25 protein-coding genes, 1 tRNA gene and 1 pseudogene are annotated in these 24,823 nt (G+C 55.5%); 19 read left to right on the forward strand and 8 right to left on the reverse strand.

Going from position 1 to position 24,823, the window contains the following annotated elements; all coding sequences use genetic code 11:
• The first annotated feature begins 262 nt into the window (after positions 1-262).
• The 4 genes from AC5EFR_RS13145 (at position 263) to AC5EFR_RS13160 (ending at position 1,974) form a co-directional block, all read left to right on the forward strand.
• Positions 263-409 (forward strand): hypothetical protein, encoded by a 147-nt coding sequence (locus AC5EFR_RS13145; protein WP_493576255.1) that lies wholly within the window; start codon positions 263-265, stop codon positions 407-409.
• Complete coding sequence (locus AC5EFR_RS13150; protein ID WP_493576256.1) at positions 397-708, forward strand: DUF4031 domain-containing protein; 312 nt, start codon at positions 397-399, stop codon at positions 706-708. Before AC5EFR_RS13145 ends, AC5EFR_RS13150 begins: the two co-directional genes overlap by 13 nt.
• A gap of 2 nt (positions 709-710) precedes the next feature.
• Complete coding sequence (locus AC5EFR_RS13155) at positions 711-929, forward strand: helix-turn-helix transcriptional regulator (RefSeq protein WP_493576257.1); 219 nt, start codon at positions 711-713, stop codon at positions 927-929.
• 313 nt (positions 930-1,242) lie between these two features.
• Positions 1,243-1,974, forward strand: coding sequence for a tyrosine-type recombinase/integrase (locus AC5EFR_RS13160; protein ID WP_493576258.1), 732 nt, complete (start codon positions 1,243-1,245; stop codon positions 1,972-1,974).
• A 143-nt stretch (positions 1,975-2,117) separates the two neighbouring features.
• Here the strand turns inward: AC5EFR_RS13160 and AC5EFR_RS13165 are convergent.
• Positions 2,118-2,203 (reverse strand) — tRNA-Leu (locus AC5EFR_RS13165).
• Positions 2,204-2,549: 346 nt separating this feature from the next.
• Between AC5EFR_RS13165 and AC5EFR_RS13170 the strand changes: the two genes are divergently transcribed.
• From AC5EFR_RS13170 to gap, 4 genes are all read left to right on the forward strand, one after another.
• Entirely contained in the window at positions 2,550-3,128 is a 579-nt protein-coding gene (locus AC5EFR_RS13170; protein ID WP_493576259.1) for a YqaA family protein, read from the forward strand.
• Positions 3,125-3,583, forward strand: coding sequence for a disulfide bond formation protein B (locus AC5EFR_RS13175; protein ID WP_493576260.1), 459 nt, complete (start codon positions 3,125-3,127; stop codon positions 3,581-3,583). The genes AC5EFR_RS13170 and AC5EFR_RS13175 overlap by 4 nt, the downstream gene beginning before the upstream one ends.
• Positions 3,584-3,672: 89 nt before the next feature.
• Positions 3,673-3,816, forward strand: a complete 144-nt coding sequence (locus AC5EFR_RS13180) for a hypothetical protein (RefSeq protein WP_493576261.1) — start codon at positions 3,673-3,675, stop codon at positions 3,814-3,816.
• 139 nt (positions 3,817-3,955) lie between these two features.
• Positions 3,956-4,957, forward strand: coding sequence for a type I glyceraldehyde-3-phosphate dehydrogenase (gap, locus tag AC5EFR_RS13185; RefSeq protein WP_493576262.1), 1,002 nt, complete (start codon positions 3,956-3,958; stop codon positions 4,955-4,957).
• 65 nt (positions 4,958-5,022) lie between these two features.
• On the opposite strand, the gene AC5EFR_RS13190 is transcribed toward gap, so the two are convergent.
• The 5 genes from AC5EFR_RS13190 to AC5EFR_RS13210 all read right to left on the reverse strand — a co-directional run bounded on the left by AC5EFR_RS13190 (position 5,023) and on the right by AC5EFR_RS13210 (position 8,205).
• Positions 5,023-5,271, reverse strand: a complete 249-nt coding sequence (locus AC5EFR_RS13190) for a hypothetical protein (RefSeq protein WP_493576263.1) — start codon at positions 5,269-5,271, stop codon at positions 5,023-5,025.
• 162 nt (positions 5,272-5,433) lie between these two features.
• Positions 5,434-6,207: an alpha/beta hydrolase gene (locus AC5EFR_RS13195; RefSeq protein WP_493576264.1), complete on the reverse strand. Its 774-nt coding sequence runs from the start codon at positions 6,205-6,207 to the stop codon at positions 5,434-5,436.
• A gap of 15 nt (positions 6,208-6,222) precedes the next feature.
• Positions 6,223-6,714 carry a pantetheine-phosphate adenylyltransferase gene (gene coaD, locus AC5EFR_RS13200; protein ID WP_493576265.1) on the reverse strand — a complete coding sequence of 164 codons (492 nt, stop codon included), beginning with the start codon at positions 6,712-6,714 and terminating at the stop codon, positions 6,223-6,225.
• Positions 6,715-6,835: 121 nt separating this feature from the next.
• Positions 6,836-7,270 (reverse strand): CBS domain-containing protein, encoded by a 435-nt coding sequence (locus AC5EFR_RS13205; RefSeq protein WP_493576266.1) that lies wholly within the window; start codon positions 7,268-7,270, stop codon positions 6,836-6,838.
• Between the two features lie 59 nt (positions 7,271-7,329).
• The gene (locus AC5EFR_RS13210) at positions 7,330-8,205 is read right to left on the reverse strand and encodes a LysR family transcriptional regulator (RefSeq protein ID WP_493576322.1); all 876 of its coding nucleotides are present in this window, start codon (positions 8,203-8,205) and stop codon (positions 7,330-7,332) included.
• A 119-nt stretch (positions 8,206-8,324) separates the two neighbouring features.
• Here AC5EFR_RS13210 and AC5EFR_RS13215 point away from each other — a divergent pair, with 119 nt between their 5' ends.
• The 10 genes and pseudogenes from AC5EFR_RS13215 (at position 8,325) to AC5EFR_RS13260 (ending at position 18,056) form a co-directional block, all read left to right on the forward strand.
• A complete protein-coding gene (locus AC5EFR_RS13215; protein ID WP_493576267.1) occupies positions 8,325-9,824 on the forward strand; it encodes a CoA-acylating methylmalonate-semialdehyde dehydrogenase in 1,500 nt (499 codons plus the stop codon).
• A 277-nt stretch (positions 9,825-10,101) separates the two neighbouring features.
• Positions 10,102-10,557, forward strand: a complete 456-nt coding sequence (locus tag AC5EFR_RS13220; protein WP_493576268.1) for a hypothetical protein — start codon at positions 10,102-10,104, stop codon at positions 10,555-10,557.
• Between the two features lie 373 nt (positions 10,558-10,930).
• Complete coding sequence (locus AC5EFR_RS13225) at positions 10,931-11,335, forward strand: hypothetical protein (RefSeq protein ID WP_493576269.1); 405 nt, start codon at positions 10,931-10,933, stop codon at positions 11,333-11,335.
• 152 nt (positions 11,336-11,487) lie between these two features.
• Entirely contained in the window at positions 11,488-12,018 is a 531-nt protein-coding gene (locus tag AC5EFR_RS13230; protein WP_493576270.1) for a hypothetical protein, read from the forward strand.
• Positions 12,019-12,035: 17 nt separating this feature from the next.
• Complete coding sequence (locus AC5EFR_RS13235) at positions 12,036-13,163, forward strand: carboxylate-amine ligase (protein ID WP_493576271.1); 1,128 nt, start codon at positions 12,036-12,038, stop codon at positions 13,161-13,163.
• Between the two features lie 65 nt (positions 13,164-13,228).
• Positions 13,229-14,368 (forward strand): glycosyltransferase, encoded by a 1,140-nt coding sequence (locus AC5EFR_RS13240; RefSeq protein WP_493576272.1) that lies wholly within the window; start codon positions 13,229-13,231, stop codon positions 14,366-14,368.
• A 221-nt stretch (positions 14,369-14,589) separates the two neighbouring features.
• Positions 14,590-15,729 carry an acyl-CoA dehydrogenase family protein gene (locus AC5EFR_RS13245; protein ID WP_493576273.1) on the forward strand — a complete coding sequence of 380 codons (1,140 nt, stop codon included), beginning with the start codon at positions 14,590-14,592 and terminating at the stop codon, positions 15,727-15,729.
• Between the two features lie 93 nt (positions 15,730-15,822).
• Positions 15,823-16,785: pseudogene (locus AC5EFR_RS13250) on the forward strand (enoyl-CoA hydratase/isomerase family protein); the annotation flags it as partial.
• A 78-nt stretch (positions 16,786-16,863) separates the two neighbouring features.
• Complete coding sequence (gene mmsB / locus AC5EFR_RS13255) at positions 16,864-17,736, forward strand: 3-hydroxyisobutyrate dehydrogenase (RefSeq protein WP_493576323.1); 873 nt, start codon at positions 16,864-16,866, stop codon at positions 17,734-17,736.
• Positions 17,737-17,864: 128 nt separating this feature from the next.
• On the forward strand, positions 17,865-18,056 hold the full coding sequence (locus AC5EFR_RS13260; RefSeq protein ID WP_493576274.1) for a YgaP family membrane protein: 192 nt from the start codon (positions 17,865-17,867) through the stop codon (positions 18,054-18,056).
• A gap of 48 nt (positions 18,057-18,104) precedes the next feature.
• On the opposite strand, the gene uvrA is transcribed toward AC5EFR_RS13260, so the two are convergent.
• Entirely contained in the window at positions 18,105-20,975 is a 2,871-nt protein-coding gene (gene uvrA / locus AC5EFR_RS13265) for an excinuclease ABC subunit UvrA (RefSeq protein ID WP_493576275.1), read from the reverse strand.
• Between the two features lie 226 nt (positions 20,976-21,201).
• On the opposite strand from uvrA, the gene AC5EFR_RS13270 reads away from it, so the two are divergent.
• Positions 21,202-23,679 (forward strand): VWA domain-containing protein, encoded by a 2,478-nt coding sequence (locus tag AC5EFR_RS13270; RefSeq protein WP_493576276.1) that lies wholly within the window; start codon positions 21,202-21,204, stop codon positions 23,677-23,679.
• Positions 23,680-23,732: 53 nt separating this feature from the next.
• Here AC5EFR_RS13270 and AC5EFR_RS13275 read toward each other — a convergent pair whose 3' ends face one another.
• Positions 23,733-24,821: an ABC transporter ATP-binding protein gene (locus AC5EFR_RS13275; protein ID WP_493576277.1), complete on the reverse strand. Its 1,089-nt coding sequence runs from the start codon at positions 24,819-24,821 to the stop codon at positions 23,733-23,735.
• Positions 24,822-24,823 lie beyond the last annotated feature (2 nt).

Below are 24,823 nucleotides of genomic sequence, written 5' to 3' on the forward strand. Positions count from 1 at the left end.
CCATAGGCGATGACGTCAGACACTCTTCATGGCTCGGAACGCGGACCCAGGCAAAACGGCTGCAGGACCAAACCGAAAAGCGCGGCCAAGAATGGCCATTCTCCAAAGTTCACCGCTGACCGTTTCGGATCATTCCCTCAACGCCCTCTCGGCCAGCGGCCTGATCCACCACGCACCCGAGATGACAACATGAAAGGTCTCTTGCTTGGCGGCAGCCCCCGGCCCTTGGGCAAGGCGCGGGGATCACATCAAAGGAAACCAAATGTCACGATTTCACTTTTCCCCCAGTGGGTTGTTCACTTTGGCTGTCTTGATCGGCAGCGCAACCTTGACAACCATCGGCCTGCCCTATGCTTTCTGGAAACTGGCCGCATGGGTCGACAGCCTTGGCACCTGGTGGCCAATGTGAGCGTTTACGTCGACAAACCGCTGCACCGCGTCGGCCGAATGTTCATGTGTCACATGCTGGCTGATAGCATGGCCGAATTGCTCACCATGGCAGACACCATCGGCGTCAATAGACAATGGTTCCAACCCCAAGGTCACCCCCACTTCGACATCTGCAAATCCAAACGCGCACTGGCTGTCAAAGCCGGCGCGATCGAGATCGACCGACGCACCCTGGTCGATGTCAAACGCCGCTACCGCAAGAAATGGTTCGCCGACCTGGACGAACGCGCGGCCGTCATCTCTGCTTCGGAGGATTAGTTTTGACTAAACAAACTCCCAAACTGCTGGCCGTCGCTGAAAAAACCGCCGCAACAATGCTGGACTTACCAATCGCTCAATTCTCCAAGCTTGTTCGATCTGGCGCGCTACCACAGCCAATCACACTACCCGGAGGAATCACCCGCTGGCGAGTTACAGATCTGATTGCGATCGTCGACGGTTTCGCAGCCAGACCAGAGGACGACGAGTTTGAGCTTTAAACCTCCAAAACCCAGAATCACCAAGCCACGCTTGCTCTGGAAATGGAATCCACGACGCTCGGTATGGGACCCTTACCACCGCATAACTTGGACCGAGGCAGGTCGACGCAAAGAAAAGACCATAAGATTGGACTGGCAAGGCGACAGCCAAAAACTGGACGAGTTGTTTTGGCAATGCGAATCTGGTCGCCACCAAACGCAAAAGCCTGCACCTTCGAAGTATTGCTGGAAGGAACTGGTGATAGCATGGCGCACTGATCCCCGCATTCAGTCAAATCTCGCGGCCAGTACTAAAGCCAGCTACCGGCGCGACATGGACGCCATCTTGCTCAAAAACGCGGACAAGGACGTTCGCAAAACGCAACGCCAACATGTTCGCGCGGCGCATGCCGCTTTGCACGTGACACCGCGCAAGGCAGACAAATACCTACAAACCATTTCTTTGCTCTGGAACTTTGGGGCGGAAAAGCTGGATTGGCCGCTTGGCGAGAACCCTGCCAAGGGAATCGAAAAGTATGGCCGCCAAAAAGAATTCGAGCCCTGGCCTGAGTGGATGGTCGAAAAGCTGAAACATGCGCCAACCAAAGTGCAAACAGCGGCAGAGCTGATTCTCGGAACTGGCCAAAGACCAAACGCCGCCATCAAAATGCGGCGAGACCAATTTGATGGCGAATGGATGATCGTTACAGACGAAAAACAAGGCAAGCAGTTTGAAACCTACTGCCCCGACCACTTGCGCACCTACTTAAGCAACCTGCCTCGTCATGGCACTTTCGTTCTAGCCAAAAACCTGACCGAGCCGTTGGGGTATGATGCCATCGAAAAAGCGTTTCGAAACTGGCGCGCTACTTTGGGTGATAACGCCCGCCCCTACGTCCTTCACGGATTGCGCAAACTGGCCATTGTGAGGCTGGCCGAAGCTGGGTGCAGCGATGCCGAAATTCAAGCGGTTACCGGCCAAAGCGCCGAAATGGTGGCATACTACCGATCGATGGCAAGCCGTCGAACTTTGAGCCGCTCGGCACAAAAGCGGCGCGACACATGAAGCATCACACCCCCAAGAACAGAACAAAAACAAAACAGGAAGGTGTGAGCTGCCTGTGTGAGTGGTCAAAACCCACACCCCAAGAAACAAAGAACCCCACCTCATTCGAGGCGGGGTTCTTTAATGTTTCCAGCGTATTACGATGGTACCCAAGGCCGGACTCGAACCGGCACGTCCGCTAGGACGGGGGATTTTGAATCCCCTGCGTCTACCATTCCGCCACTTGGGCATTGACCTTCGTTTAGCGCCCTGTTCCGACAAGGTAAAGAGGCAAAACGCACAGAATTGCGACATTCGTTGAACAAGCGATCGCGACCAGCCGCCAGAGCCCTTGCCGTCGAAAAACCGCATACTGACTCCAAGCTCAGCAGCGCCCCACTTCGTCACATAGCCTCTCTAATAGAAAGCGGCGTCAAACCTTCTTGCACCTCCAGATCGTCCCCTTCAAACACAAGAGCCTGAACGGTCTTCAAGGAATGAGCGACACCTACATATATATGCCAACAATTTTGAGCACGACTTGACGCCCGCCCCGCCCCATGGTTTTTGCCCAGCAAAACAGGGAGCATTCGAGCATGTTGCGCCGCCTATATGACTGGACCATGGCCCAGGCCGAACACCGCAACGCGCTTTGGATATTGGCGGTTGTTGCCTTTGTCGAAAGCTCGGTCTTTCCAATTCCCCCGGATGTCCTTCTGATTCCTATGATCATTGCCGCACCGCATCGCGCTTGGTTGATCGCTGGCGTCGCCACCCTGGCGAGCGTTCTGGGCGGAATGCTGGGGTATGGTATTGGCTTTTTCTTTTACGAAAGCTTGGGCCAGCCGATCCTTGAGGCGATGGGCAAGGCCGACTCGATGGCTGAGTTCAACGAAAAATTCAACAACGTCGGGTTCTGGGCAGTGCTAACCGCCGGGGTTACGCCCTTCCCCTACAAGGTCATCACGATCATGTCCGGCTGGACGGCTATGCCGCTTGGCACCTTTATCGTGACGTCGATCATTGCGCGCGCCTTGCGCTTCTTTATCGTAGCGGCATTGCTGCGACAGTTTGGATCACCCATTCGTGACTTCATCGAACGGCGTTTGGGGCTTGTCTTTATCGCGTTTGTGGCAATTCTGCTCGGCGGCTTCCTTTTGGTGAAATACATATGAGACGCAATCTGATCCTTCTTGCCACGCTTGGCTGTACCGGGCTGATCCTGGGGGCCTATGGTTTCCAGTACCTTGGCGATATGCCGCCCTGCGCGATGTGCTGGTGGCAACGCTACGGGCATTTCGCCGGCATCGTATTTGGTGCATTGGGCTTGTTTGTCATGCCCCGTGTGATGGCTGTTTTGGCCGGGTTAGGCGCGTTGTCATCGGGGGGGATTGCGATTTATCACTCTGGTGTTGAACGCAAAATCTTGGAAGGGCCTGACACCTGCACCTCGAACCCGGTTGGTAATCTCACACCGGAACAACTGTTAGAGCAGATTATGGCCGCGCCCTTGGTACGGTGTGACGAAATCCCATGGGAGATGTTTGGCCTGTCGATGGCCAACTATAATGTCTTTGCCTCCCTCGGGATCGCGGCGGTGTTCTTTTTGGCCGCCCGCATGCCTCGCTAGCCTGTGTTCTCCAAAACCGACGTGACACGCCGCGCGGGCTCTGGCATCAAGGCCAAGCCCGGTGGTCGGGACAAGTTGCGGAGCCTGCTATGACAAATCAGCTTGCCATTATTATCGGCTTGGCCGTTGTTGGTGCTATCGCTTCGGATGTATTTCTCGCCGATGGCGAGGCAACGCTTTTCCTAGCGCGCAAGATGTTTGTCTTGCTCGATTGGATGGCCTTCTGGCGGTAAACCGCACTCCCCTTTTGTGGTAAAGTGACTGTTAGCGGGAACATTCCCGTCTTGACAATTTCGCACGCTGGTGGTTGTTAGCGGTAACACAACCAAACACCGATTTCCGGCCATTTTGGCCAATAAGGGGGAGCTCCTCATGACTGTCAAAGTAGCTATCAATGGTTTTGGCCGTATCGGCCGTAACATCCTGCGTGCCATCATCGAAAGCGGCCGCACCGATATCGAAGTTGTTGCAATTAACGATCTCGGCCCGGTAGAAACCAACGCCCACCTGCTGCAATTCGACAGCGTCCATGGCCGTTTCCCGGTTGAGGTGAAAACAACCGAAGACACCATCGACGTAGGCCGCGGCCCGATCCGCGTCACCGCTATTCGCAACCCGGCTGATCTACCTTGGTCGGATGTTGATGTTGTGCTGGAATGCACCGGCATCTTTAAATCCAAAGAACAGTGTCAGGCGCACCTCGACAATGGGGCCAGCCGTGTTTTGATTTCGGCCCCCGGTAAGGATGCCGACAAAACCATCGTTTACGGCGTGAATGATGACGTTTTGACTGCTGAAGATACCGTTGTGTCCAACGCATCCTGCACCACCAACTGCCTTGCCCCTGTGGCCAAAGTGCTGAACGACAAAATCGGCATCGTCAAAGGCTTCATGACCACCATTCACTCCTATACCGGTGATCAGCCAACTCTGGATACCATGCACTCGGACCTGTACCGCGCCCGCGCCGCAGCGATGAACATGATCCCGACATCAACCGGTGCCGCCAAGGCCGTTGGTCTGGTTTTGCCGGAAATGGCGGGCAAGCTTGATGGTGTTGCCATTCGCGTTCCAACGCCCAATGTTTCGGTAGTCGACCTAACCTTTGAAGCGGCGCGCGAGACCACAATCGAAGAAATCAACACCGCGATCCGCGATGCCGCCAACGGCCCTCTAAAAGGTGTTCTTGCCTTTACCGATCGTCCGAATGTCAGCATGGATTTCAACCACGATCCAAATTCGTCGATCTTTGCCACCGATCAAACCAAAGTTATGGAAGGCACCATGGTGCGTATCTTGACTTGGTATGACAACGAATGGGGCTTCTCCAACCGCATGGCGGATACTGCCGTCGCCATGGGTAAGTTGATCTAATCGAAAAAAGCAGGCGTTCTGCCTGATTGATACACGACCATTTCGGGCTGTCCTTTGGGGCGGCCCTATTTTGTGCCGACCGCCGTTTTCGCCGCTTTATAGGCCAAGGCCGCCCGTGTCGGCGAGGCAGACCCCGACGGATCATCACCGCGTGTTTTCACCTGTGCCGCGGGAACCATCCACGCCTGTATCCCTTGTGGCGGAGGATAGGTTGCCGCAACCGGCCGTGACGTGCCACTGGCGGCAACAGATTGTACCGCAGTTGAGCGAGTTGACCGCGTAATTGGGCGGCGTTGGGTCATCAATACATCCATAGTTCACTCCTTTAAATAAGAGCGTCGCACCCCCCGGGCACGCAATACTGGATACAAGAAAAATATCGTCTATTGGTTACCAAATCCTTACTGGGGCCATATCGGCCCAATAGGACACACCAATGAAGGCCTAAAGCCGAAGCCAGCACTCATTTGACGGCTTTAGAAGCGCCCAACAAATGCATCAATTTCATCAAGATAAGGTGTTGTGCCGAAAAGGTTCGTGTGTCCTGCCCCGTCGATCTTAATAAAGGTTGCATTCTTTATCTGTCCGGACAAACGCACGCCGTGATCCATGGGAATCAACGCATCCTTATTGCCGTGCAAAATCAAAACCCGCTCATCAAGGGATACAGCAAGCGCTGCACTATCCCATTTTTGCACCCCCGGCAAAAAACAGGCGGGCAGATACGCAGCCGTCGTCATCAACTGGCACATTTTTTCATAAGGTGCCGCGAGGATCACTCCGTCAACCTGGCGCTCAGCCGCCACATAAACGGCGAGGCCCGTTCCCAAGGAATAGCCCTGAACAATAGTTGCGCCGCCACTCACCAGATCGGGCAAGGCGTCAAACACCGCCAAGGCATCTCGTTTTAAAATGGTTTCAGACGGGTGACCCGGTACACCGCCCCCACCCCGATAGGGCATCGCCACAACATTGCGACCAGCGCGACGATGGTGATCCAACATGGCGCGAAACAATTCGAGGCTTCCGACATTGCCCATGAAATACAAGACGGTCGGTGCCCCTTTGGGGCCACGCGCCACTTGAACCGGCAAAGGTTCTGCCCCTTGGACGGGTATTGCGACTTCTTCAAACCCCTGCGCCGAAAAGCGATCGGGATAGAATGGGTAGATAAAGCGCGGATGCAGCCAAACCATCAACGACGCATAGGCCAAATAGATAAGCCCCAGCGTCAACAAAAGCCGTCTCATGCGCCGCCGCATGGCTTACTTGAACCTGTCGTTCAAGGCCTCAAGTACCCGTGGCGTAACGAATTTGGAAACATCGCCATCAAGACGGGCAATTTCCTTGACCAATTTCGAGGCAATCGCCTGATGGCGTGCTTCGGCCATCAAAAACACGGTTTCGACGCTATCATCAAGCGCGCGATTCATGCCAACCATCTGATATTCGTATTCAAAATCGGCCACCGCTCGCAATCCGCGCACGATAATCGACGCGCCAACATCCTTGGCGCAATTGATCAGCAGGTTTTCAAACGGATGCACAACAATTTCAGTGCCAGTCTGTTCAGACAAAACGGCACATTCTTCTTCGATCATCTTCACACGCTCTTCGAGGGTGAACAACGGTCCCTTGTCGCGATTGATGGCAACGCCAATCACGAGACGATCGACCAAAGAGGCTCCGCGCCGAATAATGTCGATATGACCATGTGTGATCGGATCAAAAGTTCCGGGATAGAGGCCGATGCGCATGAGGGGTCCCCCAAAGCTGGTTGCGAATTGCTGCGCACGCAACATTATTGCGTGCGCGAATGCAAGCGCGAAATGTCCGAATACGCCGCATCGCGGCGTATTGCCCAAAACTTAGGCTGGTTTAGTGCCCCATGATCATGCCTTCGAGGGCATCTTTTTCCATAGCCAGTTGCGACAACCGCGCCTTGACCACGTCACCTAGGGTGATCAAACCAATCAATTCGCCCTCTTCGACAACCGGCATGTGACGGAACCGACCGGCCGTCATCTTTTCCAAAACCGCATCCGACATTTCGGCGCGGGTACAGGTGACAAGATCGCGGGTCATGTAGTCATCGACGCTGGCCGACAAGCACCCCGCCCCACGCGCCGCCAACTCGCGGACAATATCACGTTCCGACAAAATACCATCTGCCGTTTTGCCGTTTTCGGAAATCACCACCGTACCAATGCGCTTATCCGCCAATAGCTTGGCCGCATCGGCAACGGATGTGCCGGGCTTGACCGTAAAGACGACATCCGCGTCCTTGCTCTTGAGAATTTGCTGTACCTGCATGTGGAACCTCCTTGCACCTTTTCCGTGTAGACCCAGCGTCAACGCGGATATGCCTGCTGTCAAGTGAGACCTTCCAACCGCGCCAATTCGCGCCGGATTCCAGAGGCCAGCGCCTCGGCAAAGCGGTTCATTCGCTCAAGCCGTTGATCATCTGCGTGGCGCACAAGGTAAAAACTCCGGGTGAGGGTCACCTTGTCGGGGAGAACGCGACGCAGATCGGGGGCGACCGGAATGGTAAAATCATGAACGACACCGATCCCTGCCCCGGTGCGGACCCAGTTGAATTGAACCGAAACCGAGTTCGAGGCCAAAGGCACCCGCTGCATGCCAAGATCCGAGAGATAATCGAGTTCTTTGTCGAAAATCATATCCGGAATATAGCCGATAATCCGATGACCTTGCAGGTCCGCTAAGGTTGCAATGGGGGCGTTTTGCGCAAGGTAATCGGCACTTGCGGCAAGATGTAGGTGGTAATCGGTGAGTTTTTGCACCAACAGACGCCCCGCGGTTGGCGCCGACACCGTGATCGCCATGTCCACTTCGCGACGCGACAGGTTGAGCACCCGAGGCAGGGCAACAATCTGCAAATCGAGGTCGGGGTTCTCTGCTGAAATCTTGGCAAGAACTTGCGGCAAAAGGAAGTTTGCACAGCCATCCGGGGCCCCAATTCGGATCTGTCCCGAGAGCCCTTCCGAGTGGCCGCGCACCGCCTCCCCCGCCAATGAAAACGCCTGTTCTGCGGCCTCGGCATGTTCGATGAGCCGGGTTCCGGCCTCGGTCAAACCATAGCCCTGAGGCGATTTGGCAAAGAGCGGCGCGCCCATGTCTTGCTCAAGACGTGCGACCCTGCGCCCCACCGTCGCCGGGTCCATCCGAAGGTCACGTCCCGCCGCAGAAAGGCTTTCGCCGCGTGCCACCGCAAGAAAGATTCGCATGTCGTCCCAGCTACTCACAGCACCACCTTTGCATTTTTGCAAAACCCTTTTGCCATATTGCGCCTTTTATAGGCAAAATTGCAAGGCTACTGTGTGGCCAAATTCCAGAGGAGGATAGCATGCCAGAACTTACGCATTACATTAACGGTGAACATGTCGCCGGAACATCCGGTCGTTTTGCCGATGTCATGAACCCCGCCACCGGCGAAGTTCAGGCGCAGGTGCCTTTGGCCACTGCCGCCGAAGTCGACAGCGCCGTAGCCAAGGCCGCCGAAGTCCAAAAAGTTTGGGGCGCAACCAACCCCCAGAAACGTGCCCGCGTGATGATGAAATTCGGCGCACTGATCGTCGAGCACATGGACGAGCTGGCCGAAATGCTATCGCGCGAGCATGGTAAAACAATTCCTGATGCCAAGGGCGACGTTCAGCGTGGCTTAGAAGTCATCGAAGTCTGCATGGGCGCGCCTCACATGTTGAAGGGCGAATTCACCGATGCGGGCGGCCCCGGCATCGACCTCCATTCCATGCGCCAGCCGCTGGGTGTTGTTGCGGGTATCACGCCGTTCAACTTCCCTGCGATGATCCCACTTTGGAAAATGGGTCCGGCTCTGGCCGCTGGTAACACCATGATCCTCAAGCCATCCGAACGTGTGCCTTCTACGGCCCTGCGTTTGGGCGAGTTGCTCAAAGAAGCCGGTCTGCCGGACGGTGCGCTTCAGATCATTAACGGTGACAAAGAGGCCGTTGACGCGCTTTTGGACAACGAAACCATTCAGGCCGTTGGTTTTGTTGGCTCGACTCCAATCGCCCAATACATCTATTCGCGCGCCACAGCGAACGGCAAACGCGCCCAGTGTTTTGGCGGTGCGAAAAACCACATGATCATCATGCCCGACGCCGATCTTGACAAGGCCGCTGATGCGCTTGTTGGGGCTGGTTTTGGCGCGGCTGGCGAACGCTGCATGGCGATTTCGGTGGCTGTTCCGGTTGGCAAGGAAACCGCCGACGCCCTAACCGAAAAGCTGATCCCACGGATCGAAGCGCTTAAGGTTGGTCCTTATACCGCCGGTGACGACATCGACTTTGGCCCCGTGATCACCGCCGCATCGCAGGCCCGGATCAACGGTTTGGTTGAAAGTGGCGTCGAGCAAGGTGCCAAGCTGGTTGTTGATGGCCGCAATTTCAAACTGCAAGGCTATGAAAACGGCTTCTTTGTTGGCCCGTCCTACTTTGACGACGTGACACCCGAGATGGACATCTACAAAGAAGAGATCTTTGGCCCGGTTCTATCTCAGGTACGCGCCGACAATTACGAAGACGCTCTGCAACTGATCATGGACAATGATTATGGCAACGGCACCGCGATCTACACCGCCGATGGCGACACCGCGCGTGACTTTGCGCACCGGGTTAATGTTGGCATGGTCGGCATCAACTTCCCGATCCCGGTTCCGCTCTCCTATCACACCTTTGGTGGTTGGAAGAAGTCGGCCTTTGGTGATCTGAACCAATACGGACCTGACGCGTTCCGTTTTTACACCCGCACCAAAACGGTAACATCACGCTGGTTCTCGGGCATCAAAGAAGGTGGCGAATTCAACTTCAAAGCCATGGATTGATCACACTTCTTTTTGAGGTGAAAACGTTTTTTGGTCCCGCCAATTTGGCGGGGCCTTTTTGTTTCAATTTGGGTGTTTGAAAAGATCCAAAGCCCAAGACCCGACTGCGGTTTGTTTCAAATGTAACCGTACTTTCCAATAGTTAGCGCTATTGATTGTATTCTTATGTATAGATATCCGCGCGTAAAGCATAGGTTGTTTCATTTGAAATCGCACCTATCTTAAGGAGCAGCTGCTTGTCCGACCATCCGGAAGAACCGAGACAATGGAGGCCATTGTGCCGGTAGAATTTGAAATCTTGGAAGACCGCAATTTGACCTGTGTTCGCCTGATGGGCGATGTCAATCTCTGCGACATTCTGGATTATCTAACCGCCTATAGGGCGGCCCCAACATTTCGGCCCGGTCTGGATGAATTCCTAGACCTATCTGGCTGGACTGACACCGATATGGGATACAAGGAAATGCGCCAAATGCGTCATGCCGAACGCTTTTTGTATCCTGCCGATCAAAGCAAGGTCCGCTGTGGAATTTATGCGCCAAGTGACTTTCAATATGGGATGGCGCGAATTTATGTCAGCCTCACCGATGTCGCCGGGGATGTAACGTCACAGGTGTTTGGGAATCGAGACGGTGCATTGGCTTACCTTGACCTTGAAGACCAAGGTTTGCCGCAGTCTGCCAACACAAATTCCCAATGCGGCGCGAAAGCGGTCAAAAAAGCAATGCCATGACAGCTTAAAATCTGCGTAGAGATTGCCCAGAGCGATCATTTACACGGTGCAGCCCGTGTCTTTCACGCGTAGATGCAGAACAAGAGTTTCTCCCATCAAGCGCCCCCCATCACCCAAAACTCGCGTGCGTTGTCATGCCGATGACCTAGGCCTGACTGGCCCGTTAGGAGATAAGTTTGAAGCGCAAAATCAACTGCCGGATAATACCGACGATCGCGAAAACCGTTATGCGTCGTCCACGGGTAACGAATGGCCCAAAAAACTGCCATTCCTCGTCGCTTTTGGATTACTCTACATGCAAGACGTACCCTGCGTCTTACGGTTCCAGAGTTTAAACACGTAACTATTACAATTGCTTCGGCGAGGTTTTTTCGTGGCATCCTTCTATCGGTTCTACAAAGATCACAACTTGCTGGTGGTGACCTGCTTGGGCATCTACAGCCCGAAAGAGGCGCAAAGCACAATCGCGGCCTACCTACAGGATCCGCAATTTGAGCCTGATCATGACATGATCATCGACCTATCCAAGGCAACTGGCACGGATGCCAGCTATCAAGAAATGCAGCAGCTTGCCCTGAAGGTTGCGCCAAAGATGCAAGGTATTCGTCGGAAACGATGTTTGATAATTGCTGGAAATGATCTGATTTATGGCATGGCCCGCATGTATCAACAGCTTTCCGAAGGCCACCTGCCCTACCCGATCGAAATTGTGCGAAGCGAAGGCGAGGCCTTGATTAAACTGGGCCTGTCTGTGCCGACACTTTCCGCGCTGACCTAACAGGCCCAAAGTCCTCGGTTGCCGAGCCCGGACGTCCAAGGTTGCGGCTAGGGGTTAGGCACTTGGACCCATGCTAAAACCTGTTCCAAAGGTTACGTTGCGTCCTTGGGCAAGCCCCCGCCCATTGTCGGGTTTGACCATCGGTTTTGCTGTTGAAACGGCCTCTAGATACATTAGACGGTACCCTCTTTGACCGCCTGAAACATCTAGACACACAGAGATTTCCCTTGCCAGCCAGCTATGCAATCTACCCCAAATATCGCCTCGTTGTGCTAAGCTTCGGGGGCGCCTTTTCACCCAAACTTGCCAAGGAAATCACCCAAGCCTATTTGGCTGATCCCCTGTTCGAAAACGGCTACGAGCAAATCATCGACCTGTCAGGTGTCACTGAGGTCGATGCGCGATTTTCCGAAATGACTGGGTTCGTCAATGACACGGCCAACCGTGTTCAAACTGTCAAACGCAACAGATGCGTTTTGATTGCGCTCTCCGAAGTTGTTTATGGAATGTCGCGTATGTACCAACAGCTCGCAACCGATAAATTTCCCTACGACGTTCTCGTGGCCCGTAGCGAACAAGAGGCTTTGGCCGAGTTGGGGATTGCCGCCACAGGATTGCGCGATCTCAACAACGAGATCACACCCCCCCTATTGCACGAGGCGGCAGAACTGCCCAAACTCTGATCTCAAGGGGGAAAGGCATGACACAACCGGAATTTACGCTCGGCATCGAAGAAGAATACCTATTGGTTGATCCACAAAGCGGCGCTTTGGTTGAGGCCCCGGACGGTTTGATGGCCGCCTGTGCGGCAGATTTACAGGATCAGGTAAGTCCGGAGTTCCTTCAATGCCAGATCGAGATTGGCACAAAACCCTGCGCAAATATTACCGATGCTCGTGACGATCTACGTCGATTGCGCGCCGGTGTTGCCAAACATGCGGGTGTCTATGGGCTGGCCCCGATTGCCGCGTCATGCCATCCCTTCGCCGATTGGAAGGTCCAACATCACACCAACAAACAACGCTATAATGAGCTTGATCGCGATTTGGGCGGTGTGGTGCGGCGGATGTTGATTTGCGGGATGCATGTCCATATCGGCCTAAGCGATGACCCAATGCGCGCCGACCTTATGCGCCAGATGAGCTATTTCCTCCCACATTTGTTGGCTTTGTCGACCTCTTCACCGTTTTGGAACGGCCGGGATAGCGGGCTTGCCTCCTATCGGATTTCGGTTTTCGACAATCTGCCCCGCACCGGCCTGCCTCCTCATTTCGAAAGCTGGAGCGATTACGAACGTTCGGTGCAAATCCTGATTGATCTTGGCGTCATCGAAGACAGTTCGCGCATCTGGTGGGATTTGCGCCCGTCTTCGCGTTTTCCGACACTTGAAACCCGGATTATGGATGTCCAGCCGCGGATGGAAGACACCCTAACCTTGGCCGCCCTCAACCAATGTTTGATGCGGATGCTTTGGCGTTTGCGAGTGAAAAACCAACGGTGGCGGATATATGACCGGTTTTTGATCGGTGAAAACCGGTGGCGCGCCCAACGCTATGGCACATCCGAAGGGTTGATTGACTTTGGTGCCGCACAGATCGCACCGTTTTCGACTTTGATCGACGAATTGATTGATCTGCTTGGTGAAGATGCGGATGCCTTGGGGTGTCGACGTGAAATCGAAGCCGCCGCAGTGATTGTTCAGCATGGCAATTCCTCGGTGCGCCAACGTGCGGTATTCGATGACGCACAGCAACAGGGCGGCGACAACACCAGCCACATGCGCGCGGTTGTGCAACATCTGATCGAAGAATTTCACAGCGGTCTGTGATCTCTCACCCTTGCAGAGCCGCGCTGTGCCAGCGATAAGACCGCGTCCGACCAAAGGGATCCCACATGCGCACGGCTATCGTCACCTCCGACTATTTCATCATGGGCGAAACCTTTATCAATCGCCATATCGAACATATGTTTGGCGGCGATACGGTTGTTGTTTGTGGTCGCCACAACGGTCAAGACCCCTATGGAAAACCCCTGTTTACCCGGCGCGCGCCCCTGTCTTTGGGTGACAAACTCTTGGCCCCTTTCGCCGCCATGGCCGGGGCCGCTTGCCATGGCACCTCGCGTCTGCCTTTCGGGGCCAATCGTCGCCAGCTTATCACCTGGCTACGCGCCGAAAAAGTCGACGTGATATTGGCCGAATTTGGCACCCAAGCCTTGGTGATGGCCAAACTCGGCAATGACATGGGCATCCCCGTTTTCACCTATTGGCGCGGAACCGATGCCAGCCGCGCGCTTGGCTCGGCGCAACGGGTGCGCTCTTACAAATTGATGATGCCGCGCCTTGCTGGGATGTTTTCCGTTAGCCAATTTTTGTTGGACAACCTCGCCAAACACGGCGTGTCCCATCCCAATGCCCATGTGGTGCCCTCCGGTGTCAACGTCCGCCTATTTACCCCGTTGCAAAAACGCCCCGGAAGTTTTTTGGCCGTGGGTCGCATGGTGGAAAAAAAGGCCCCTCAGGTCACGTTGCGGGCCTTTGCTAAGGCCGCGCAAGGGCGGGATGCCCATCTGACGTTCATCGGTGATGGCCCGTTGTTAGAGACCTGTAAAACCATGGCCGCCGATCTTGGCGTTGTGGATCAAGTCACCTTTACCGGGGCCCTCCCCCATGACGAGGTCCGCAAACATCTTCAGATAACGGAAACCTTCCTACAGCATTCCATCACCGCCAAAGATGGCAATACCGAAGGCCTTCCCACCGCCATCCAAGAGGCACTGGCCTGTGGCTGCATCACCGTGTCCACCTATCACGCCGGCATCCCCGAAGCGGTTGAGGATGGTGTGAACGGATTGCTGGTCCCCGAATGGGACGAAGATGGGTTTTCAAACCGGATCAGCCAAGTTCTTGACATGCCCGATCGCTCGGCCATGACATTGGCGGCACGCAAAACCGCCGAAGCCAAATTCGACAACGCCATTTTGTTGGAAAAGGTCGAAAACACCATTCTAAAGACGCTCTGCCCGGCACGATAACGCCCTTTTCGTTTCTTCTTTCCGAAAACATCTCGGGGGTCCGGGGGTTGGCCCTCGTTTGATGACGTTTTCACCGCACGTCGCTCAACAGGTATTTCTAGACATTTGTCCGACGCAAACATGGCAGTTTCGCGGGTTGCAGCGCTCAAAGCCCTTGCAATCACATCCCCGTTCCGACAACTTATGAACAAGTGTTCAATTCATGCCGGAAGGAGGAGCCCATGGATTTTGCTCTCACCGAAGAACAAAGCGCAATTTTCGACATGGCCTATGCATTTGGTCAGGACAATATCGCGCCCAATGCGAAAAAATGGGAAGCCGAAGGCACCATCCCCAAGGAGCTTTGGCCAGAAATTGCCGCGCTCGGATTTGGCGGGCTTTATGTTTCCGAGGAAAGCGGTGGGTCTGACCTAACGCGCCTTGATGCGACACTGGTTTTTGAGGCGCTGTCGATGGCTTGCCCCTCGGTTGCGGCATTCTTGTCGATCCACAATATGTGCGCCAAGATGATCGACAAATTCGGCAGTGACGAAATCAAATCTCGCATCCTGCCCAAGGCAATGACCATGGAAACGGTTCTAAGCTATTGCCTGACCGAACCGGGGTCCGGTTCGGACGCCGCAGCGCTTAAAACCCGCGCCGAAAAGACCAACGAAGGGTACCGTCTAACCGGGTCCAAGGCCTTTATCTCGGGTGGTGGCTATTCGGACGCCTATGTTGTGATGTGCCGCACCGGCGGCGATGGCCCCAAGGGGATTTCAACCGTTGTTGTCGAAGACGGGGCCGAAGGGCTCAGTTTTGGGGCCAATGAGAAGAAGATGGGCTGGCAATCACAACCCACCGCCGAAGTACAATTCGATAACTGCTTGACCTCTATCAATAATCTGGTTGGCGACGAAGGCAGCGGTTTCAAATATGCCATGGCGGGTCTGGACGGCGGTCGGTTGAATATTTCGGCTTGTTCTCTTGGTGCCGCGCAGGCCGGGTTGAACGCAACGCTGCAATATATGTCCGAGCGCAAAGCCTTTGGCAAAAGCATCGATCAGTTCCAAGCGCTCCAATTCCGCCTCGCGGATATGGAGATCGAGCTTCAGGCGGCCCGTGTGTTCCTACGCCAAGCGGCGTGGAAGCTGGACACCAACGCCCCGGATGCAACGGCACATTGCGCCATGGCCAAGAAATTCGTGACCGAAGCGGGATCGAAGGTGGTGGATCAATGTCTGCAGCTACATGGTGGCTATGGCTATCTGGCGGACTATGGGATCGAAAAACTGGTGCGTGACCTGCGGGTGCACCAAATCCTGGAAGGCACCAATGAAATCATGCGCCTGATCGTCGCCCGCAGCCTATTGGCGCGCTGACCTCACCACCTGCGCCCCAAATTCCGTGCACGGAATTTGCAAAACGCGTGCACGCGTTTTGTACCCACCCAGACTGACCATAGGGATCCATCCATGGCCGATATTCATATCCGCAAGGAAGGCCGTGCTGGCCGCATCACACTGACCCGGCCGCAAGCGTTGAATGCTTTGTCTTATGACATGTGCATCGCGCTTGAGCGCGCCATTGACCAATGGCGCGCGGACAGTGATGTCGACCTTGTTCTCATTGACGCTGAAGGCCCCAAAGCCTTTTGTGCCGGGGGCGACATTGCTGAAATGTATCGCACCGGCACCGAGGGGAATTACGAGTTCGGGCGCAAGTTCTGGCGCGATGAATACCGCATGAACGCCAAACTGGCGGAATACCCCAAACCAGTGGTCAGCTTTCTACAAGGGTTCACTATGGGCGGCGGTGTCGGTGTTGGCTGCCACGGCGGCTATCGCATTGTTGGCGACACCAGCAAGATCGCAATGCCGGAATGTGGGATCGGGTTGATCCCGGATGTTGGGGGCACCTATCTCTTGGCGCGTGCACCGGGGCGTTTGGGCGAATACATCGGTCTGACCGCCACCCGTATGGGCCCGGGCGATGCCATCTATACCGGGTTTGCCGATTTCTATGCACCAGAGACCCTTTGGGACGGTATCAAGGCCACTCTGATCGAAACCGGCGACGCCAACACCATCCGCAATCAAACAGAGTTACCACCGAATAGCCCCCTCGCCGACGCACAACATGAAATTGACGCCCTGTTTGCAGGCGAGAGCTATGGCGACATCCGCAATATGCTCAACACAAGCGACAGTGAGGTCGCGACCAAAGCTCTCAAGGCGCTCAACCGCAATTCGCCACTGTCCATGGCCTTAACCACAGAAATGCTGCACCGGTTGCGCGGCCCCTCTTTGACCATGCGCAAGGCGCTTGAGCTTGAATACCGGGTCAGCCACAGGGTTATGGAACAAGGCGACTTCCTTGAAGGTATTCGCGCGGCGATCATCGACAAAGACAAATCCCCCAAGTGGCAATTTGCCAATGGGGATGTGCCCGCAATTGCGGTATCCAAGATGCTGATGCCGCTCGGCAAAGAGGCGTTGGATTTCAGGGAGGACGGAATGAAAATCGGATTTATCGGTCTGGGCAATATGGGTGCCCCAATGGCGGCGAATCTCGCCAAAGAAGGCCATGAGGTTGTTGGGTTTGACGTTGCGGGTGCCACCGCCGAAGGGGTCAGCAGCGCCACAAGCGCCGCCGCCACCGCAGAGGGCGCAGATGTTGTCATCACCATGCTCCCCAACGGGGCGATCCTACGCAGCGTCGCGAACGACGTCATCCCTGCGATGAAACCCGGTGCGGTACTGCTCGATTGCTCCACCGTTGACGTCCAAAGCGCGCGCGATGTCGCCGCCCAAGCGGATGAGGCCGGTCTTGGTGCCTTGGACGCCCCCGTTTCGGGTGGGATTGGTGGCGCGGCTGGTGGCACGTTGACCTTTATGGTTGGTGGCTCGGACGCCGCCTTTGCGACGGCAAAACCTCTCTTTGACATCATGGGGCAAAAGGCCGTGCATTGCGGTGAATCCGGCAATGGTCAGGCCGCAAAAATCTGTAACAATATGATCCTTGGCGTCACCATGATCGGCACCTGCGAAGCCTTTGCTTTGGCTGACAAATTGGGCCTATCGCGCGAAGCCATGTTTGACGTAGTCAGCACCTCATCGGGCTATAGCTGGTCGATGAATGCCTATTGTCCTGCCCCCGGCGTAGGCCCGACCTCACCGGCCGACAATGACTACAACCCCGGCTTTGCGGCCGAGCTTATGCTCAAGGATCTGCGCCTGTCTCAACAGGCCGCCGAAGCAGCAGACGCCGACACACCAATGGGCCAAGCCGCAACAGCGCTTTATACCGAATTTGTCGAAAATGAAGACGGACAGGGCCGCGATTTCAGCGCCATGTTACCCCGTTTTGAAAAGCGCGGACGCACCTAACACACCATCACATGACTGTGAGAAAGGGGCCTCGCGGCCCCTTTTTTGTATCCACATTGCGCCAGATCAAATAACATTCCAATATCAGAATGTAGAGATTGCGGCAACGCAACAGGAAAGGATATGGCATGTTTGAGAAAAATGTTGGTGGGATTGATAAAACCCTTCGGATCATCATCGGGGCCCTTTTGATTGTCGGGGCGCTGATGGGCTATGGGGTTTGGATGTGGATTGGGGTCGTTCCCCTGTTGACCGGCCTGACGGGTCGTTGCGGAGCCTACAAGCTCTTTGGTTTCGACACCTGCCCTATGAAAAAATGACGTCTCATCCGGGCTGTGTGACGTATCAAAGCAGCCCGGAGCATCATCTCATTCTGCTGCCTCACGCGCCAACCCAAGCATCGGGGCAAGGTAGTGACCGGTATGGGACCGCGGTTCTTTAGCGACCTTTTCAGGCGGACCAACGGCAACCACTTCGCCGCCGCCATCGCCACCTTCGGGGCCAATATCAATGATGTGGTCGGCGGTTTTCACAACATCAAGATTGTGTTCAATCACCACCACCGTATTGCCTTGATCAACCAATTCATGCAGCACTTCCAAAAGCTTGCGAACATCTTCAAAATGCAATCCGGTTGTCGGTTCATCCAAGATGTATAGCGTCCGGCCGGTCGACCGCTTGGCCAGCTCTTTCGAGAGTTTCACCCGCTGCGCCTCCCCCCCGGACAGGGTCGTGGCCTGTTGGCCGACCTTGATATAGCCAAGGCCAACACGCGCCAGCGCATCCATCTTGTCCCGGATCGTTGGCACCGCCTTGAAAAACTCCTGCGCATCTTCGACCGTCATATCAAGAACGTCGGCAATGCTTTTGCCTTTAAACCGAATCTCAAGGGTTTCGCGGTTGTATCTTGCCCCATGACACGTCTCACAAGTTACATACACATCGGGCAGGAAATGCATCTCGATCTTGATAACACCGTCCCCTTGGCAGGCCTCGCACCGGCCCCCCTTGACGTTGAAGCTGAAGCGCCCTGGTTTATAACCGCGTGCCTTCGCCTCCGGAAGACCGGCGAACCAATCCCGGATTGGCGTGAAAGCGCCCGTATAGGTCGCCGGGTTTGATCGCGGTGTGCGCCCGATAGGGCGTTGGTCGATGTCGATCACCTTATCAAGGTGTTCGAGGCCCTTGATAGTCTCGCAAGGCGCTGGCGTCTGACGCGCGCCATTTAAGGCCATCGACGCGGTTTTGAACAAGGTCTCGATGGTGAGCGTCGACTTGCCGCCCCCCGAGACACCGGTGACGCAGACGAACTTGCCCAATGGGAAGTCGGCAGTCACATTGCGCAGGTTGTTGCCCGTCGCTTTGACAACCTTAACCTTTTTGCCGTTTCCTTTGCGCCGCTTGGTCGGGACGCTGATTTCACGCGTCCCTGATAGGTATTGGCCGGTTAGGCTCGCCGGATCATTGGTGACTTCATCTGGTGTACCCTTCGAGACCACTTGCCCGCCATGCACCCCGGCCCCCGGACCGATGTCAAAAACATAATCGGCCTCGCGGATCGCCTCTTCGTCATGTTCAACGACGATCACCGTATTGCCTTGGTCCCGCAGGTTTTTCAGCGTGTCGAGCAAGCGGGTATTGTCACGTTGATGCAAGCCGATGCTTGGCTCGTCCAAGACATACAAAACCCCGGTTAGGCCCGAGCCAATTTGGCTCGCCAGTCTGATCCGTTGACTTTCGCCGCCCGAAAGCGTCCCAGAGTTGCGCGACAGCGTCAGGTATTCAAGGCCAACGTTGTTGAGAAACCCAAGCCGTTCGCGAATTTCCTTAAGGATGGCGCGGGCAATTTCGTTTTTCTGGACCGTCAAAGCCTCGGGAACCGTCGTACACCAGTTGAACGCGTCTTTGATCGACATTTGAACAACTTGGCCAACATGGCGAAGATCGTCCCCGGCCCCAATCTTGACCGCCAACGCCTCGGGACGCAGACGATAACCTTCACAGGTCGCACAGGGGCGGTTGTTTTGGTAACGCTCAAACTCTTCGCGAATCCAATTGCTATCGGTCTCGCGATAGCGGCGTTCCATATTGGGGATCACCCCTTCGAACACCCGTTTAACCTCGTAAACTCGGCCGCCTTCGTCATAGCGGAACTGGATTTCCTCGTCCCCTGAGCCGAACAAAAACACCTGTTGCACATGCGCAGGAAGGTCCTTCCACCGTGACTTTTTGTCAAACTCATAGTGCTTGGCAATGGCATCAATGGTTTGCAAGAAATACGGTGATTTGCCTTTGCGCCACGGGGCCAAAGCCCCATCCGCGATTTGCAAGGTCACATCCGGAACCACCAGCCGCTCGTCAAAAAACAGCTCTTTGCCAAGCCCATCGCAATCCGGACAGGCACCAAAGGGCGCGTTGAATGAAAACAGCCGAGGCTCAATCTCTGGAATGGTGAAACCACTTTCTGGACAGGCAAAATTCTCTGAAAAAACAAGGCGATCCGGTTCACCTTCTTTGGGGGCGGTTTCCAAAACGGCAATGCCGCTCGCCAAATCCAACGCGGTGCGGAAACTATCGGCCAGACGGGTTTCCATGCCCTCGCGCACCACAACCCGGTCGACCACAACATCAATATTGTGGCGGAACTTTTTGTCCAACGTCGGTGGCGCATCAAGCTCATGGAACTCGCCATCGACTTTCACCCGCTGAAAACCGGATTTGCGCAGCTCGAGAAATTCTTTGCGATACTCGCCCTTACGGTCGCGCACAATCGGCGCAAGAAGATAGGCGCGCGTGCCCTCTTCCATCCCCATAACCCGGTCGACCATATCCTGTACTTGTTGCGCCTCAATCGGCAGGCCGGTGGCGGGGCTATAGGGCGTGCCAACCCGGGCAAAGAGCAAGCGCATATAGTCATAAATTTCGGTCACCGTACCAACGGTGGAGCGCGGGTTTTTCGACGTTGTTTTTTGTTCAATCGAGATGGCCGGGGACAGGCCAGCGATATGATCAACGTCGGGTTTCTCCATCATATCAAGGAATTGCCGCGCATAGGCGCTTAGGCTTTCGACATAGCGCCGCTGCCCTTCGGCATAGATCGTATCAAAGGCCAAAGAGGATTTCCCCGATCCGGACAGACCGGTAATCACAACCAGCTGATCACGCGGAATATCCACATCAATTGATTTAAGGTTGTGCTCGCGCGCACCGCGCACCTCGATCTGTTTCAACTCTGGCATGTCGTCCCCCAATTACGCGCCCTGACACGCGCCTCGCGCCAAGCCTCGCTAACAGATAGGCGAAAGCCCAAGCTTCGCCAATCGAAATTTTAGTACGAAAGGAGAACACGCGCGTGCCCCTGACAATTTCCGGCAGGAATTGACCCGAGAGGTGCGGAAAACCTGCCTTGAGTTCCGTTTCGTCACCCGCTTTTATCCCGGCAATTGATTTAATCGGAGATTTTTCATGTCGCTTTTGCGCTCACTTTTGGTGTCTGGGCTGTCACTGGCCGCGCTCCCCCTTGCCGCCCAAGATCGGCCATCTAGCATTCTGGTATTGGATGGGTCCGGGTCGATGTGGGGCCAGATCGACGGCAAGGCAAAAATCACCATCGCCCAAGAGGTTGTCGGTGATTTGCTTGGGGCGTTGCCCAAAGATACCGACCTTGGCCTAACCGTGTATGGCCATCGCGAAAAAGGCAATTGCGCCGATATCGAAACGGTGGTTCGCCCCGGACCGGACACGCGCGGCGCCATTGCGCAGGCGGTCAACGGCATCAAACCCAAGGGCAAAACGCCGCTAAGTGACGCCGTGCGTGCCGCCGCCGAGGAGCTACGCTATACCGAAGAACGTGCCACAGTGATTTTGGTGTCCGATGGGCGCGAAACCTGTGTTGCCGATCCGTGTGAAGTGGCCCGAACGCTCGAAGAAACCGGCGTCGATTTGACCGTTCATGTGGTGGGATTTGACGTTTCCGACGACGCAACTGCGCTTGGGCAATTGCAGTGTTTGGCCGATGAAACAGGCGGGCAATTTGTGACGGCGGATGATGCCGATCAGCTTTCGGATGCCCTGACCACCATCGCCGAGGCCCCTGCCCCAGAGCCAGAGCCAGACCCTGAACCGGCCCCCGTTGAGACGCGCTTTGTCGCCCAGGATGGCGTGGATGGTGGCGATATGTCTAACGGTGTGAGCTGGTCCATCTCCGGCCCCGATGGGTTTAGCGCCGATGGAACCGGCATTTTTGCGCTTGAGCTTGCCGCGGGAAACTACACCGCAACCGCCATACGCGACGCCGATGAACAAGAGGTCAGCGGTGACTTTGAGGTCCTCGAAAAGGCCCAAACCGTTACTCTGATCCTGCCCGTCATTGTGCCAGAGGCAACCGTCACCGGCCCGGAAACCGCGTTTCAGGGACAGACCATCGAGGTAAGCTGGGATGGCCCCGGTGAAAAAGGCGATTTCGTTTCTATTCATGACGTTGGCGGCAATCAATGGCCGATCAACGACAGCAATGTTAAACACGGAAACCCGCTCAAACTTCGGATGCCGGCCGAACCCGGCCTGTATGAATTGCGGTATCAGGTCAAGCGGAACCGCGAGGTGATCGCCCGCACCCCGATTGAGATTCTACCCTCGGAAGTAACAATTGACGCCGCCGCCAAAGCCGAAATTGGTGCGTCGATCCCGGTCACTTGGACCGGTCCAGCCAACAAAGGTGACTTTCTTTCGGTTCACGAATTGGGCGGCAATCAATGGCCAATCAACGATGCCAATGTCAAAGAGGGAAGCCCGCTGCAATTGCGGATGCCGGGGGAGCCGGGGCAATATGAATTGCGCTACCAATTGGCCGAAGATCGCGCGGTGATCTATCGCCAGCCCATCGAGGTTACAGAGGCACAAATCGCGCTCGCCCATCCTGAACAGGCCGAAATAGGCTCGGTGATCGAGGTGACGTGGCAAGGGCCGGGCAACAAAGGCGATTTCATTTCCGTTCATGAAACAGACGGCAACGTTTGGGGGATCAACTCCGCCAATGTTGATGACGGCAACCCGCTGAAATTGCGGATGCCCGGCGAACCCGGCCGATATGAAATCCGCTATCAGTTGGCCGAGGAACGCAAAATCATTCACCGCCAGCCGATTGATGTGGTTGCCGCGCAAGTGGCGTTGGAGTTCCCTCAGCAGGCCGAGATTGGTGCGGTGATTGAGATCATCTGGACCGGCCCCAACAATGATGGCGATTTCATCTCGGTCAAAGAGACCGGTGGCGATGTCTGGGGGATCAACTCCGAAGGCACCCATATTGGGTCGCCCCTCAAGCTGCGGATGCCGCATGAACCCGGTGACTATGAAATTCGCTATCAACTGGCCGAAGAGCGTGAGGTCATCCTGCGCCAGCCGATCACCATCGTCGATGTCGCGGTGACAATCGACGCGCCCGCAAGCGCCGAAATTGGTGAAGTGATTGAATTCACATGGACCGGGCCGGACAACGAGGGGGATTTCCTATCGGTCAAAGAAGCCGGTGGTGATGGCTGGGGGATCAATTCCGAAGGCACCCATGTCGGGTCATCCATGAAACTGCGCATGCCGCACAAACCCGGCGCTTATGAGCTTCGCTATCAATTGGCACAGGAGCGCGCTGTGATCTACCGGGTGCCGATCACCATCACCGACACAGAGGTGAGCATCACAGCGCCAACAGACGCCAAAGCCGGGCAAGAGGTGATGATCACTTGGGAGGGTCCCGCCAACGACGGCGATTTCATTTCGATCAAAGAGATCGGTGGCGATGTCTGGGGCCTTCACAGCAACGGCGTTCAAAACGGCAAACCGGTCAAACTGCGCATGCCGGATGAACCGGGGGAATACGAGCTGCGCTATCAACTGGCGCAGGAACGCGCCGTCATTCACCGTGTTCCGATCACGGTTTTGCCCTAAAACAACGGGCGGATCAAAAAAAGGGCGGGCTTGGCGGCCCGCCCTTTTCGCTTTTAGCGATAGAGCAATGATGCACCATTGGCGAACAGGTGCACCTTGTCCGGTGTCGTGGTCAAAGCCACCTCTTTGCCGCGCATCTCTTTGTGGATGCCCGGCAATTTAGCGATGGCCGGTTCCGCGCCGTCGACCGGTTCAAAGTAAAGTAAAGTCACCTCGCCCAAGGCTTCGGTGATTTTGACCCGGCCGGTAAACACCATGTCGTCGGTCGCGGCGACAAAATCTTCGGGCCGAACACCGACATTGACCTTGAGCCCCATATCGGCATCCGTCGTCGGGTAGTCCGACAGGGTTTCCCCGCCCCCCGCCAAGCGTACACGGGTCTGAGCACCGGTACCAATGACTTCGCCCGGCAGCAGATTCATGGCAGGCGAGCCGATGAATTGCGCCACAAACTCGGAATTGGGCCGCTCATATAGTTCAAGGGGCGTGCCAACCTGCGCAATCCCCTTATTCGCCAAAACCACGATGCGGCTGGCCAATGTCATTGCCTCAACCTGATCATGGGTCACATAGATCATCGTACGATCTGGCATTTGCTCCTTGAGCTGGGCAATCTCAATCCGTGTCGCCACACGCAAAGCGGCATCAAGGTTTGAGAGCGGTTCATCAAACAAATACACCTTGGGATCGCGCACAATCGAACGGCCAATGGCCACCCGTTGGCGCTGCCCGCCGGACAAGGCCTTGGGCAAACGATCAAGGTATTCATCAAGCTGCAACATATGCGCGGCGCGGTTCACCGCTTCGTCAATCTCGCTCTTTGTTTGTCCCGCCAGTTTGAGCGCAAAGCTCATGTTTTCCCGCACGGTCATATGCGGATATAGCGCATAGGACTGGAACACCATGGCAATGCCACGTTGCGCGGGTGGGACGTCGTTGACCAGCTGGCCATCAATCATCAGCTCCCCGGCGGTGATCTTTTCTAGGCCCGCAATCATCCGCAACAGCGTTGATTTCCCACAGCCCGACGGGCCAACAAAAACGATCAATTCACCCTGTTTGATATCTAGATTGATATCCGTGAGCACTTCAACCGCGCCGGCATAGGTCTTGCCTACACCTGTCAGTTTCAAATCGGTCATCG

This window comes from Pelagimonas sp., from assembly GCF_058892305.1.

Excerpts from the sequence above, each read along its gene's own strand:
- AC5EFR_RS13145 (WP_493576255.1), top strand. The coding sequence starts at position 263 with ATGTCACGATTTCACTTTTCCCCCAGTGGGTTGTTCACTTTGGCTGTC.
- AC5EFR_RS13160 (WP_493576258.1), top strand. The coding sequence starts at position 1,243 with ATGGACGCCATCTTGCTCAAAAACGCGGACAAGGACGTTCGCAAAACG.
- AC5EFR_RS13170 (WP_493576259.1), top strand. The coding sequence starts at position 2,550 with ATGTTGCGCCGCCTATATGACTGGACCATGGCCCAGGCCGAACACCGC.
- AC5EFR_RS13175 (WP_493576260.1), top strand. The coding sequence starts at position 3,125 with ATGAGACGCAATCTGATCCTTCTTGCCACGCTTGGCTGTACCGGGCTG.
- AC5EFR_RS13180 (WP_493576261.1), top strand. The coding sequence starts at position 3,673 with ATGACAAATCAGCTTGCCATTATTATCGGCTTGGCCGTTGTTGGTGCT.
- gap (WP_493576262.1), top strand. The coding sequence starts at position 3,956 with ATGACTGTCAAAGTAGCTATCAATGGTTTTGGCCGTATCGGCCGTAAC.
- AC5EFR_RS13190 (WP_493576263.1), bottom strand. The coding sequence starts at position 5,271 with ATGGATGTATTGATGACCCAACGCCGCCCAATTACGCGGTCAACTCGC.
- AC5EFR_RS13195 (WP_493576264.1), bottom strand. The coding sequence starts at position 6,207 with ATGAGACGGCTTTTGTTGACGCTGGGGCTTATCTATTTGGCCTATGCG.
- coaD (WP_493576265.1), bottom strand. The coding sequence starts at position 6,714 with ATGCGCATCGGCCTCTATCCCGGAACTTTTGATCCGATCACACATGGT.
- AC5EFR_RS13205 (WP_493576266.1), bottom strand. The coding sequence starts at position 7,270 with ATGCAGGTACAGCAAATTCTCAAGAGCAAGGACGCGGATGTCGTCTTT.
- AC5EFR_RS13210 (WP_493576322.1), bottom strand. The coding sequence starts at position 8,205 with ATGCGAATCTTTCTTGCGGTGGCACGCGGCGAAAGCCTTTCTGCGGCG.
- AC5EFR_RS13215 (WP_493576267.1), top strand. The coding sequence starts at position 8,325 with ATGCCAGAACTTACGCATTACATTAACGGTGAACATGTCGCCGGAACA.
- AC5EFR_RS13235 (WP_493576271.1), top strand. The coding sequence starts at position 12,036 with ATGACACAACCGGAATTTACGCTCGGCATCGAAGAAGAATACCTATTG.
- AC5EFR_RS13240 (WP_493576272.1), top strand. The coding sequence starts at position 13,229 with ATGCGCACGGCTATCGTCACCTCCGACTATTTCATCATGGGCGAAACC.
- AC5EFR_RS13245 (WP_493576273.1), top strand. The coding sequence starts at position 14,590 with ATGGATTTTGCTCTCACCGAAGAACAAAGCGCAATTTTCGACATGGCC.
- mmsB (WP_493576323.1), top strand. The coding sequence starts at position 16,864 with ATGAAAATCGGATTTATCGGTCTGGGCAATATGGGTGCCCCAATGGCG.
- AC5EFR_RS13260 (WP_493576274.1), top strand. The coding sequence starts at position 17,865 with ATGTTTGAGAAAAATGTTGGTGGGATTGATAAAACCCTTCGGATCATC.
- uvrA (WP_493576275.1), bottom strand. The coding sequence starts at position 20,975 with ATGCCAGAGTTGAAACAGATCGAGGTGCGCGGTGCGCGCGAGCACAAC.
- AC5EFR_RS13270 (WP_493576276.1), top strand. The coding sequence starts at position 21,202 with ATGTCGCTTTTGCGCTCACTTTTGGTGTCTGGGCTGTCACTGGCCGCG.
- AC5EFR_RS13275 (WP_493576277.1), bottom strand. The coding sequence starts at position 24,821 with ATGACCGATTTGAAACTGACAGGTGTAGGCAAGACCTATGCCGGCGCG.